Genomic DNA, 12,785 nt, shown 5'->3' on the forward strand with positions numbered 1-12,785 from the left:
CGGGGCATGGGTCAATCGCCGAGGTAGGCCTTCTTCACCTGATCATCGTGCAGCAGGGTTTTCGCACAGCCTTCCAGGCTGATCTGCCCGCCATCGATCACATAGGCGCGGTCGCAGGTCTGCAAGGCCAGGCGCGCGTTCTGCTCCACCAGCAGCAACGTCACCCCGCCCTTGACCACCTCGACGATGGTCTCGAAGATCTTCTGCACGATGATCGGCGCCAGCCCCATCGACGGCTCGTCGAGCAGCAGCAACTTCGGCCGCCCCATCAGCGCCCGGGAAATCGCCAGCATCTGCTGCTCGCCGCCGGACATCGTCCCGGCCAACTGAAAGGCGCGCTCCTTGAGGCGCGGGAAGATGCCATACATGCGCTCGATGTCGGCACTGATCGCCTCCTTGCCATCACGCCGGGAAAACGCCCCCATCTCGAGGTTCTCGTGCACCGTCAGCTTGGGGAATATGCCCCGCCCTTCCGGCACCAGGGCCAGGCCTTCGCGAATCAGGTCGTGGCCCTTGATCGCCGCGTGCGACTTGCCATCGAAGGTGATCTGCCCGGCGCTGGGCTTGAGCAGCCCGGCCAGGGTCTTGAGGGTGGTGGTCTTGCCCGCGCCGTTGGCGCCGATCAGCGCAACCATTTCACCTTCGCCCACTTTCAGGTCGATGCCCTTGATCGCCTGGATGGCACCGTAGGACACCTTGAGGTCATTCACTTCCAGGATGCTTCTCATGCCACTGCCTCCGCGCCGAGATAAGCCTCGATCACCCGTGGGTCCTTGCGTACATCGGCCGGCAGGCCGTCGGCGATCTTGCGGCCGAACTCCAGCACGGTGATGTGATCGCACAGGCCCATCACCAGCTTCACATCGTGCTCGATCAGCAGCACCGTCTTGCCGTCCGCCTGCATCTTGCACATCAGCTGGCGCAGGCCTTCTGTTTCCGCCGCGTTCATGCCGGCGGCCGGCTCGTCGAGGGCGATCAGCTTGGGTTCGGTGGCCAGCGCGCGGGCGATTTCCAGGCGACGCTGGTCGCCGTACGAGAGGTTCTTCGCCAGCTCACCCGCGAGGTGGGCGATACCGACATAGTTCAGCCAGTAGCGCGCTGCCTGGCGGATCTCGCGCTCCTCGCGCACGCAGGCCGGGGTCCGCAGGATGGCGCCGAACACGCCACTGCGCGTGCGCACATGGCGGCCGATCATCACGTTCTCCAGTGCGGTCATGTTGTGGAACAGGCGGATGTTCTGGAAGGTACGGGAAATACCGGCCTCCACCACCTTGTGCGGCTTGCTGATGCGCAGTGGCTGGCCATCGAACATCACCCGCCCCTGCTCGGCCCGGTACAACCCGGTGAGCACGTTGAACAGGGTGGTCTTGCCGGCGCCGTTGGGGCCCAGCAGGCCGCGGATCTCACCACGGCGAATACTCAGGTCGATGTTGTGCAGAGCCTGCAGGCCACCGAAGAACTTGCTGACCTGGTGCAGCTCGAGAAGGATTTCGCTCATGCCTTGTCCGCCTGTTTGATCGGGTGTTCGAAGGAGGCTTCGCTGGCCGGGGCCTGCACGGCGGTACTGAGTGCCGCCGGCAGCGGTTCGACCTCCGGGTCGGCATCGTGCAGCTCGGCACGGCGGCGGTCGGACGGCCACAGGCCCTCGGGGCGAAAACGCATCACCAGGATGAGTGCCAGGCCGAACACCAGCATGCGCAGGGTCGAGGCATCCAGCACGTTGCGCAGGATGTCGCGGCTGACGAAGCTGACGTTGTCCATCACCCACGGCTGCACCCAGTTGACCAGGTCGCGGAACAGCTCGGGCATCACCGACAGGATCAGCGCCCCCAGCACCACGCCACGGATCGAGCCCATGCCACCGAGTACCACCATGGCCAGCACCATGATCGATTCCATCAGGGTGAACGACTCGGGGCTGACGAACCCCTGATAGCTGGAAAACAGCACACCCGAGACACCGCCGAAAGTGGCCCCCATGGCGAAGGCCAGCAATTTCAGATTGCGCTTGTTCAGGCCCATGGCTTCGGCCGCCACTTCGTCTTCGCGCAAGGCCATCCAGGCGCGGCCGATGCGCGACACTTCCAGGCGCTTGGACAGCACGATGCAGAAGATGACGATGGCCAGGAAGAACAGGTAGTAGTTGATCACCGGCGAGACCTGCAGGCCGAACAGGTTCCAGCCCTGCTGCAGCGAAAGCAGCGGCGCAGCGCCCTCGCCTGCCGCATGCATCCAGGGCCCGCCATCCACGTGCAACGGGGCGATGTTGCTGATGCCCTGGGGGCCATTGGTGAGGTTCAGCGGTTGGTCGAGGTTGTTCATGAAGATGCGGATGATCTCGCCGAAACCGAGGGTGACGATGGCCAGGTAATCGCCGCGCAGCTTGAGCACCGGCGCACCGATCAGCACCCCGCAGATCGCGGCAGCCACCGCTGCCACCGGGATGATCACCCACAACGGCCAGTCCATCACGCCGCTGGCCAGGCCCGCCAGGTTCAGGTGTGGCGAGGCCAGCAAGGCGTACAGGTAGGCGCCGATGGCGTAGAAGCCGATATAACCCATATCGAGCAGGCCGGCGTAACCGATGACGATATTCAGGCCCAGCGCCAGCAGCACGTAGAGCATGGCGAAACCGAGGATACGCACCCAGGTCGGGCCAAGCATCGGGATGGCATCGACCAGGAACGGCAAGGCGATGAAGCCCAGGATCAACAGCAGGTACTGGCTCTTGAGGTTTTTCATGGCTGCCTCCTCACGCCCGGTCGGCCTGGCGTTCGCCAAGCAAGCCGTTAGGCCGGAACAGGAGCACCAGGATCAACACGGCAAATGCGAAGATGTCCTGGTAGTTGGCACCGAGAAAGCCGCCCGTGAGCTGACCGGTGTAACCGGCCGCCAGCGACTCGATCAACCCCAGCAGCAGGCCACCGGCCATGGCGCCGAACAGGTTGCCGATACCGCCCAGCACCGCTGCCGAGAACGCCTTCAACCCCAGCAGCAGGCCCATGTAGGCGTCGGCCTGACCGTAGTTGATGGCACGCATCACCCCGGCAATTGCCCCCAGGCTGGCGCCGATGAGGAAGGTCGCCGAGATCACCCGGTTGATGTTGATGCCCATCAGCCCGGCCACTTCCTGGTTCTGTGCGGTAGCGCGCATGGCCTTGCCCAGGCGGGTCTTGTCGACCAGCAGCCAGAGGCCGAACATGATCACCACGGCGATCAGCATGATCGACACCTGCACATTGGTCAGGGTGGCGCCGAACACCTCGACCGGCTGCACCTCGACCACTTCGGGGAACGTCTTGTAGCCGCGCCCCCAGATCATCATCGCCAGGTTCTGCAGGGCGATGGAGATGCCGATGGCAAGGATCAGCGGGGTCAGCCGCGGTGCCTTGCGCAGCGGCCGATAGGCATATTTCTCCATGCCCTGGGCCAGCAGCATGCAGACCACCGCCGCCGCCATGATCGCCAGCAGCAAGGTCAGAATACCCGGCGCGAAGCCGGCACCGGCCAGCATCGTGAGTACCGAAATGGTGACCATGGCGCCGACCATCACTACCTCGCCATGGGCGAAGTTGATCAGGCCGATGATGCCGTAGACCATGGTGTAGCCCAGGGCTACCAGGGCATAGATACTGCCCAGCACCAGGCCGTTGAGGACCTGTTGCAACAAGATATCGAAAGTACCGTCCACGCGCTGAATCCTCGAAACTGCGTTGTCGTCGGTGCACGGTGGCTCAGCGCCATGCACCGACAGGCCTGGCAGGTGGGAAAAGTCTTGTTGTTATGGTGCAGGCTGCGCCTGCTTGTTATGGGGTGGCGCTCAGTCGCGCTCGACCGACAGGGTCTTCCAGCCGCCATCGGCGAACTGGAACACGGTGGCGGCAGGGTTTTTCAGGTTGCCCTTGTCATCGAAGGCGATGGTGCCGGTGACGCCGTCATAGCTCTGCTGCTTGAGCACCGGCAGGTAGACCTTGGGGTCATCGGAGCCGGCCTTCACCATCGCGTTGATTGCAGCCCAGGTGGCGTCATAGGCGGCCGGCGAAGACTGCACCACGCCTACCCCGAACTTGTCCTTGAGCTTCTGCTCGAAGGCTGCGCCCTTGGGCATATCCAGCAACGGCGTGCCGTAGTTCCACGCGTAGGTACCTTCGGCAGCGCTGCCGGCCATTTGCTTGAACGAGTCGTTGGGCAGGTTGCCAATGTTCATGAAGCGCGCCTTCAGGCCCAGGTTCTTCATCTGCTTGGCCATGGGCGCGGCCTGGTAGTCGAGGGCGGCAAAGAATACCGCATCGGCCTTCTGCGCCTTGGCCGTGGTGAGGATGGCGTTGAAGTCGGTGGACTTGTCGTTGGTGTACTCGCGCACGACCACGTTGCCGCCCGCCGCCTTGACCGCCCGGGTCACCTCATCGGCCAGGCCCTGGCCATAGGCGGTGCGGTCGTCGAAGATGGCGATGCGCTGGGCCTTGAGCTGGTTGACCAGGTAGTTGCCGGCGTAGCGGCCAAGGGTGGCATCGTCGTTGACGGTGCGGAATACCGACGGGATGCCCTGCTGGGTCAGAGTGGGGTTGGTGGCCGAGGGCGAGATCTGCGGGATGCCGGCTGCGGCATAGATCTTCGAGGCGGGGATGCTGGTACCGGAGTTGTAGTGGCCGATCACCACGGCCACTTTCGAGTCCACCAGGCGTTGCGCAACGGCGGTGCCGGTGCGCGGGTCGGCGACGTCGTCTTCGGAGACCAGCTTGAATTGCGCCACCTTGTCGCCAATCTTCAGCTGCTGCTGGTTGGCCTCCTCCACGGCAATCTGAATGCCATGCTCGACGTCCTGTCCCTGGTGCGCCGATGGCCCGGTCAGGGGGCCTGCAAAGCCGATCCTGACCACTTCACTGTCTGCTGCGTTTGCCGTCCCCATGGCCATCAGCAAGGTTACCGCGGTGGCGAGGGCTGTACGCCCGCCGTTGTTGTTATTCATGCTCAGCTCCCAGTCGTAGTTGGACGAACCTCGAAACACTGTGCTTACCGCCTGCGAATTGGCACGGATGCCGTCGCACTTGTAAGATAACAGTCAGCAGGCAACTGTCAATGGGTGTATGCTACGGGAGTCGGTAAATAACTGGGCCGCCGACCAGCGAAACGGTCGGCATAAAAAGCGCTGCCCTGCCAGCTGGTAAGATGTTTGATAACATATGCCGACAACATCACCGCTGGTTGGCTACGGATCCCACCGCGAGGGCTTTCGGGCTTCGCGCCACCTGCCGGAGAACAACCGTGATGAGCCAACCCGTTTCAGGAGCAACACGTCTATGAATGCGTCGTTAGGCACGCGCCGCGCCAATCTGGCGGAAACCGTGATCCAGGAGCTGTCCGGCCGGATCGACAACGGCACCTATGGCCCGGGCGACAAGCTGCCGTCCGAGCAGGAGCTGTGCAAGGAGTTCAATGTCAGCCGCCCGGTGATCCGTGAGGCGGTGGCTTCGCTGCGCCTGGGCGGGCGCCTGATCGCCCGCCAGGGCGTGGGCGTGTTCGTGGTCGAGCAGGACGTCAAGCGCATCGGCTTTGCCATCGACAGCGTGGTCGACGACGTGCGTGCCGCAGCGCAGATCCTTGAATTGCGCCTGGGGATCGAGACCGAGTCGGTGGCCCGCGCTGCAGAGCGCCGCAGCCCGGCCAGCATGGCGGCGATCACCGAGGCGTTCGACCGCTTCAATTCGCTCGACGGTGCCAGCCAGGAAGAAGAAGCCCGCGCCGACTTCGAGTTCCACCTGGCGATCGCCCGCGCCACCAACAACCCGCACTTCACCCAGCTGCTCGAAGCGCTGGGGCCGGACATCATCCTCGACCTGAACCTCAAGCACGGGCAGGTGACCGGCAAGAACCGCCAGGCGCACATCAAGAAGATCGGCCGTGAACACGGGGCGATCCTGTCGGCGATCAGCATGGGCGATGTGGGCAGTGCGCGCACGGCGCTGCGCAAGCATCTGGAAGAGAGCCTGTCGCGGTACCAGCGGTTGCTCGACAGCAAGGCCTGAAGTGATCCCTGCACCGGTCCTGTAGGAGCGGCCTTGCGTCGCGAAAGGGCTGCGAAGCAGCCCCGGCAATTTCAGCGGCGCTGCTGAAACCCCGGGGCCGCTGTGCGGCCCTTTCGCGACACAAGGCCGCTCCTACAAGTAAGCAAGCCCGGCCTCAGAGCCCCAGGCACACGTATTTGATCTCCAGATAATCCTCGATCCCGTACCGCGACCCTTCCCGCCCCAACCCCGAAGCCTTCACCCCGCCAAACGGCGCCACTTCGGTGGCCACTACCCCGACATTGATCCCGACCATGCCGTATTCCAGGGCCTCGGACACCCGCCAGATGCGCCCGACATCGCGCGCATACAGATAGCAGGCCAGGCCGAACTCGGTGTCATTGGCCTGGGCAATCACCTCCTCTTCACTGCTGAAGCGGAAGATCGGCGCCACCGGCCCGAAAATTTCCTCACGCGCCACACGCATGTCCGGGGTCACATCCGCCAGCAAGGTCGGCTCGAAAAATGCCTCGCCCAACGCATGGCGGCGCCCACCTGCCACCACCCGTGCGCCCGCTTCCACTGCCTCGCCAACCAGGCGCTCGACGCCGCTGGCGGCACGCCCATCAATCATCGGCCCGACCTGGGTACCCGGCGCATCACCCTGCCCCACCACCAGCTCGCGCACCCGCTCGGCAAAGCGCGCAACGAAGCGCTCGTAGATGCCCTCCTGGATATAGAAGCGGTTGGCGCACACGCAGGTCTGCCCGCTGTTGCGGAACTTGGCGATCAGCGCGCCATCCACCGCTTTCTCCAGGTCGGCGTCATCGAACACGATGAAGGGCGCATTACCGCCCAGCTCCAGGGTCACCTTCTTCACCGTCGCCGCCGACTGCTGCAGCAACTGGATGCCAATTGGCGTAGAGCCAGTGAAGGACAGCTTGCGCACGGTCGGGTTGGCCGTCAGCTCGCCACCAATGGCCGCAGAATCGCCCGTGACCACGCTCAGCACACCGGCAGGGATGCCCGCACGCTCGGCCAGCACGCACAGCGCCAGCGCACTGAAGGGCGTCTGCGAGGCGGGCTTGAGCACCAGCGTGCAGCCAGCCGCCAGCGCCGGTGCGGCCTTGCGGGTGATCATCGCCGCCGGGAAGTTCCACGGCGTGATCGCCGCGCATACGCCGATGGGCTCCTTGGTGACGAGCAAACGGCGGTCGGCACTGGGCGAAGGAATGACATCACCATAGAGGCGCTTGCCCTCCTCGGCATAGAACTCCACATAGGCCGCAGCAAAGGCAATTTCGCCACGGGACTCAGCCAGCGGCTTGCCCTGTTCGGCGGTCATGATGCGCGCCAGGTCCTCCTGGTGGGCGAGGATTTCGCGGAACCAGGCCTGCAGCCGCGCCGCGCGCTCCTTGGCCGTGAGCGCGCGCCATGCCGGCAAGGCACGCTCGGCAGCGGCGATGGCGCGCCGGGTTTCTTCCGCCCCCATACGCGGCACATGGCCGAGCACGGCACCGGTGGCGGGGTTGGTCACGGCAATGCGCTGGCCGCTGTCGGCCGCCAGCCATTTTCCGTCGAGGTAGCAAACTTCACGCAGCAGATCGTGATCGGCAAGGTTCATGTCGATGGGCTCGTTGCAAAGGGAAAAAAGGTGGGGCCGTACCGCGCCCCACCTGAGGCGAATCAGCGTTTGGCCTGCAGGGCCTTGTCGCGGATCTGGCTGAGGGTCATGCGCGGGGTCAGGGCTTCGGGGTCGACCTGGATCTCGATCAGCGCGGGCTTGCCCGAGGCCTGGCAACGCTCGAAGGCACCTGCGAAGTCTTCGGTACGGGTCACGGTTTCAGCATGCAGCCCATAAGCACGGGCCAGGGCGGCGAAGTCCGGGTTGTGCAGCTCGGTGCCCGAGACGCGGCCTGGGTAGCTGCGCTCCTGATGCATGCGGATGGTGCCGTACATACCGTTGTTGACCACAATGGTGATCAACCGGGCGTCGTAGTGCACCGCCGTGGCCAGTTCCTGGCCATTCATCAGGAAGCAGCCGTCACCGGCAAAGGCCACCACCGTGCGCTGCGGGTAGGTCAGCTTGGCCGCCACCGCCGCAGGCACGCCATAGCCCATCGAGCCGTTGGTTGGGCCCAGCAGCGTGCGGAATACCTGGTGCTGGTAACCACGATGCACCCAACCGGTGTAGTTGCCGGCGCCGCAAGTGAGGATGCTGTCGGATGGCAGGGTCGTGTTCAGCCAGGCGATCACTTCGCTCATCTGCACGGCGCCCGGCGAACGTGGGGTTTCGAAGTTGCCGCGGTAGCCCGTGTTGAGCTTGGCGGTCCAGCCTTCGAACGCCTGCGGGCGTACCGGGCCGAGGACATTAGCCTGGCGCAGAAAGCTGCCCGGGCCGGCATTGATGCCCAGGGCCGGCTGGTAGACCCGGCCGATTTCCTCGGCGCTGGCATGCACATGCACCAGGGCCTGTTTAGGCGTGGGGATGTCGACCAGGGCATAACCGCCGGTGGTCATCTCGCCGAGGCGCGCACCGATCACGATCAGCAGGTCGGACTGCCTGACCGCCTCCACCAGCACCGGGCCAGCCGCAAGGCCCAGGTCCCCGGCGTAATGCGGGTCGGTGTTGTCGAACAGATCCTGGCAGCGGAACGACGCCGCCAGCGGCAGATTCTGGGTGTGCACGAACGTCTTGAGGTCGGTTACCGCCTCTGCGGTCCAGCCGCCACCACCGGCAACCACCAGCGGGCGCTCGGCCTTTGCCAGCAACTGCTGCAGCTCACCCAGGGCTTCAGGTGCCGGCGCTGCCTCGACGCGCTTGGCCGGGCGGGCATCCGCCACCTGTACCAGATCGGTCAGCATGTCTTCCGGCAAGGCGATGACCACCGGCCCTGGGCGGCCGCTGATGGCACGCTGGAAAGCCTGATTGACCAGTTCGGGAATGCGCGCGGCGTCGTCGATCTGCACCACCCACTTGGCCATCTGGCCGAACATGCGCCGGTAGTCCACTTCCTGGAAGGCTTCGCGCTCGATCTGGTCGCGGGCGACTTGGCCGATGAACAGCAGCATCGGCGTGGAGTCCTGGAAGGCGGTGTGCACGCCCACCGAGGCGTTGGTCGCGCCGGGGCCACGGGTGACGAAGCAGATGCCCGGCTTGCCGGTCAGCTTGCCGTAGGCCTCGGCCATGTAGGCCGCCCCGCCCTCCTGGCGGCAGACGATCAGGTCGATCTCGTCCTGCACGTCATGCAGCGCGTCGAGTACCGCCAGGTAACTTTCACCGGGCACGCAGAACGCACGCTCGACGCCATTCACACGCAGCGCGTCGACCAGCACCTGGCCGCCACTGCGTTTCACTTCGGAGTTGCTCATTGTTGTTCTCCCTCAGGCAGTGCGCTCAGATGACCGAATCTTCCAGGAACGGCTTGTTGTCGATAACCCGCTGGTAGCTCAGCGCGCCCAGGTCCAGCGAGCGGTAGCCACCGTAAGTGATCAGCTCGGACAGGCCGCGGCCGATGGCCGGCGCCTGCTGCAGGCCGTGGCCGCTGAAGCCGTTGCAGAACAGGAAGTTGCTCACTTCGTTGTGCGGCCCGACGATGGCATTGTGGTCGAGCACGCAGAAGTCGTAATGGCCGGCCCAGTAGTTGACGACCTTGATGCCCTCGAATGCCGGCACCCGCTCGGCGAGGATCGGCCAGACTTCTTCGTCGAACTCGTCGTGCAGCACCTCGAAGTCCTCGAAGTCCACTTCCGGGTCGTTTTTCGGGTAAGTGCCACCCAGGTAGAACTTGCCCTCCGGGCGGAAGAACACCCCGGTCGGGTCGATGGTCAGCGGCACCGTGCCTTCCAGCGGCGTGCGGCAGTCGAACACGAACAGCGAGCGGCGACGTGGCTCGACCGGGATGTCCAGGCCCGCCATGCGCGCCACCTGGGTACCGCGGGTACCGGCGCAATTGACCAGCAGGCCGCAGCCGATGCGTTCGCCACTGGCCAGCTGCACGCCAGTGATGCGATCGCCTTCACGTTGAATGCCGACCACCTGGTTCTCGATGTATTCGGTGCCCATCGCGCGCGCCTTGCGGCGCAAGCCATTGAGCATGCCCAGGCTGTCGAACCAGCCTTCGCCGCTTTGGCCATAGCTGGCACCGGCCAAGCTGTCGATGTTGACCCAAGGGAACTTGCGCTGCAGTTGCTCGGGGTCGAGCAAATGCACGTCGGCGCCGTGGGACACCTGGGTATCGTGCAGCCGGCGCAGCACCTCAAAGCCCTTGTCATCGCCGAGGAACAGGTAGCCGTTCTCGTGGAAGGCCAGGTCCGGACGGTCGCCGTCCACCTCCATCACGTCCGGAAAATTGCGCACGAATTCGGCGCCGAATTTCGAGATCTCGATGTTGATCGGGTTGGAAAACTGCTGGCGAATCGAGCTGCTCGACAGTGCGGTGGCTGACTTGTTGTAGGTCCAGTCGCGCTCGATGACCAGCACCGAGCCCTTGAAGTCCGGGTTGTTGGCCAGGAAGTAGGCGGTGGCGCTGCCGTTGACCGCGCCGCCGACGATCACCACATCGTAGTTCTGTTGTTTAGCGGTGGAAGCCATGTAAGTAGCTCTCTAGAAAGTAGCCGGGGAACCCTGTGGGAGCGGGCGTGCCCGCGAAGCAGGCAACGCAGTGCTTGGCACCGGCTTTGCCGGTGTTCTCGGGCACGCCCGCTCCCACAGAAGAAATGCTGTGTCCTCTGGTTATTTGGAGTCTTCGAAATGGCCGGCACCGGCGAAGTTGCCGCCGTGGTAGCGCGCAGCCGGTTCGTCGGGCTTGAGTGGCGGGTGCTCGGCGAGGACCTTCTCGCGGTAGTCGTCGGCGCTGTCTTTCGGCACGTAGCCAATCGACGAGGCCAGGCGGTTGTCCCAAAGGCTTTCGCGGTTATCGGACATGCCGTACACGATCATGTGGCCGACTCGCGGCGCCAGCAGCGCACGCTCGGTGAGCTGGGCGAAGTCGTCGAACGACAGCCAGGTGGCGAGCATGCGCCGGTCCAGTGGCTCGGGGAACGACGAACCGATGCGCAGGTTCACCGACTCGATGGCGAACTTGTCCCAGTAATAGCGGCCCAGGTCCTCGGCGAAGCACTTGCTCACGCCGTACAGGCTATCAGGCCGATGAGCAGCGGTGGCATCGATGGTTTCGGTGCGGTCGTAGAAGCCGATGGCGTGGTTCGAGCTGGTGTACACCACGCGCCCGACGCCATTGCGCCGGGCGGCCTCGTAGATGTTGTAGGTGCCGACGATGTTGCCGTTGAGGATCTTCTGGAAAGTATCTTCGACCGGCACGCCACCGGCATGCACGATCGCGTCGACGCCCTCGGTCAGTGGCAGCACGTCATCGAAGTTGCCCAGGTCGCAACGGATCAGCTCTTCGTTCGGCGCGGCATGGCCCAGGTCGGCAATGTCGGTCAGGCGCAACTCGTCGGCGAACTGCGCCAGGTGCTTGCGCAGCACGCTGCCCAGGCGCCCGGCGGCACCGGTGATCAACAGACGTTTGAATGGCTTGCTCATGGTTTACCTCGGTTCGATTCGTGTGTTCAGGCCAGCGCCGCGAACGCTTCGCGCAACTGGCCCAGCGCCTGTTCCAGTTCCTGGCGCGAGGTGGCAAAGGACAGGCGTACGTAGGGCTCGACACCAAACGCCGAGCCCGGCACCGTGGCCACCTTGCCGACGCGCAGCAAATAGGCCGACAGCTCGGTATCGTTGCTGATCAGCTGGCCGTCCGGGGTGCGCTTGCCGATGTAGGCGCTGACCTCGGGGAAGGCGTAGAACGCCCCCTGCGGCATCGCCAGCCTTAGCCCCGGGATCTGCGCCAGGCCGCGCATCACCAGCTCGCCACGCGCCTGGTATTCGCGGTTGGCGTCACGCACGAAGTCCTGCGGGCCGTTCAGTGCCGCCACCGCTGCCAGCTGCGAGATGCTCGACGGGCAGGTGGTGGTCTGCGACTGGGTCTTGTTCATGGCCACGATCAGGTCCTTCGGCCCTGCCGCGTAACCCAGGCGGTAGCCGGTCATGGCGTAGGCCTTGGACACCCCATTGATCAGCAAAGTGCGCTCGCGCAGTTGCGGGCAGGCCGTGACGAACGACACGAACGGCTGATCGCCCAGCACGATGTGCTCGTAGATCTCGTCCGAGATGATCAGCACCTTCGGGTGGCGCTCCAGCACCTTGCCCAGGGCGGCCAGCTCTTCACGGGTGAAGATCGCCCCGCTCGGGTTGTTCGGCGAGTTGAGCATCACCCAGCGCGTGCGCGGGGTAATGGCCGCTTCCAGCTGCTGCGGGGTGACCTTGAAGCCCTGCTCGGCACCACACGGGATGACCACCGGCACACCACCGTTGAGCATGGCCATGTCGGTGTAGGAGACCCAGTACGGTGCCGGCGTGATGACCTCATCCCCCTCCTCCAAGGTCGCCAGGAAGGCATTGAACAGCAGTTGCTTGGCGCCGTTGCCCACGCAGATTTCGTCCAGGCCATAGGCCAGGTCGTTTTCCCGGGCAAACTTGTCGACGATGGCCTGGCGCAAGCTTTCCAGGCCATTGGGCGCGGTGTAGTGGTTGTTGCCGGCCAGCATGGCCTGGTGGGCTGCCTCGATCACATGGCCCGGGACGTTGTAGTCCGGCTCGCCCAGCGCCAGGTTGATCACCGGTTCGCCCTGGGCCAGCATCTGTTTGGCCAGCACCGACACCGCCATGCTCGGCGAGCTTTTTACCGCACGCACGCGGCTGCTCTGGATGTCCATGGT

Annotated in this window: 11 protein-coding genes; 1 reads left to right on the forward strand and 10 read right to left on the reverse strand. The window is 64.6% G+C overall.

The genetic code is table 11. The features are described 5' to 3' along the window. Nucleotides 1–11: 11 nt before the first annotated feature. The 5 genes from ACIPW4_RS11705 to ACIPW4_RS11725 all read right to left on the reverse strand — a co-directional run bounded on the left by ACIPW4_RS11705 (nucleotide 12) and on the right by ACIPW4_RS11725 (nucleotide 4,969). Nucleotides 12–728 carry an ABC transporter ATP-binding protein gene (locus ACIPW4_RS11705; RefSeq protein WP_400657902.1) on the reverse strand — a complete coding sequence of 239 codons (717 nt, stop codon included), beginning with the start codon at nucleotides 726–728 and terminating at the stop codon, nucleotides 12–14. Beyond that, the gene (locus ACIPW4_RS11710) at nucleotides 725–1,498 is read right to left on the reverse strand and encodes an ABC transporter ATP-binding protein (RefSeq protein ID WP_400657904.1); all 774 of its coding nucleotides are present in this window, start codon (nucleotides 1,496–1,498) and stop codon (nucleotides 725–727) included. The genes ACIPW4_RS11705 and ACIPW4_RS11710 overlap by 4 nt, the downstream gene beginning before the upstream one ends. Further along, the gene (locus ACIPW4_RS11715; RefSeq protein ID WP_400657906.1) at nucleotides 1,495–2,742 is read right to left on the reverse strand and encodes an ABC transporter ATP-binding protein; all 1,248 of its coding nucleotides are present in this window, start codon (nucleotides 2,740–2,742) and stop codon (nucleotides 1,495–1,497) included. Before ACIPW4_RS11715 ends, ACIPW4_RS11710 begins: the two co-directional genes overlap by 4 nt. Nucleotides 2,743–2,752: 10 nt before the next feature. Then, entirely contained in the window at nucleotides 2,753–3,691 is a 939-nt protein-coding gene (locus tag ACIPW4_RS11720; protein ID WP_400657908.1) for a branched-chain amino acid ABC transporter permease, read from the reverse strand. Between the two features lie 129 nt (nucleotides 3,692–3,820). Next, entirely contained in the window at nucleotides 3,821–4,969 is a 1,149-nt protein-coding gene (locus ACIPW4_RS11725) for a branched-chain amino acid ABC transporter substrate-binding protein (RefSeq protein ID WP_400657910.1), read from the reverse strand. A gap of 331 nt (nucleotides 4,970–5,300) precedes the next feature. On the opposite strand from ACIPW4_RS11725, the gene ACIPW4_RS11730 reads away from it, so the two are divergent. Next, entirely contained in the window at nucleotides 5,301–6,026 is a 726-nt protein-coding gene (locus tag ACIPW4_RS11730) for a FadR/GntR family transcriptional regulator (protein WP_294335390.1), read from the forward strand. Between the two features lie 154 nt (nucleotides 6,027–6,180). On the opposite strand, the gene ACIPW4_RS11735 is transcribed toward ACIPW4_RS11730, so the two are convergent. The 5 genes from ACIPW4_RS11735 to ACIPW4_RS11755 form a co-directional block, all read right to left on the reverse strand. Beyond that, nucleotides 6,181–7,629, reverse strand: coding sequence for an NAD-dependent succinate-semialdehyde dehydrogenase (locus tag ACIPW4_RS11735; protein WP_400657913.1), 1,449 nt, complete (start codon nucleotides 7,627–7,629; stop codon nucleotides 6,181–6,183). Between the two features lie 62 nt (nucleotides 7,630–7,691). Then, entirely contained in the window at nucleotides 7,692–9,377 is a 1,686-nt protein-coding gene (locus ACIPW4_RS11740) for a thiamine pyrophosphate-binding protein (RefSeq protein WP_400657915.1), read from the reverse strand. A 25-nt stretch (nucleotides 9,378–9,402) separates the two neighbouring features. Further along, nucleotides 9,403–10,599: an NAD(P)/FAD-dependent oxidoreductase gene (locus ACIPW4_RS11745; protein ID WP_400657917.1), complete on the reverse strand. Its 1,197-nt coding sequence runs from the start codon at nucleotides 10,597–10,599 to the stop codon at nucleotides 9,403–9,405. Nucleotides 10,600–10,740: 141 nt separating this feature from the next. Next, entirely contained in the window at nucleotides 10,741–11,553 is an 813-nt protein-coding gene (locus ACIPW4_RS11750; RefSeq protein WP_400657919.1) for an NAD-dependent epimerase/dehydratase family protein, read from the reverse strand. A 26-nt stretch (nucleotides 11,554–11,579) separates the two neighbouring features. Beyond that, entirely contained in the window at nucleotides 11,580–12,782 is a 1,203-nt protein-coding gene (locus ACIPW4_RS11755; protein ID WP_400657920.1) for a pyridoxal phosphate-dependent aminotransferase, read from the reverse strand. Nucleotides 12,783–12,785: the final 3 nt, after the last annotated feature.

The organism is Pseudomonas sp. NPDC089996 (assembly GCF_044748405.1).
Classification (GTDB): domain Bacteria; phylum Pseudomonadota; class Gammaproteobacteria; order Pseudomonadales; family Pseudomonadaceae; genus Aquipseudomonas.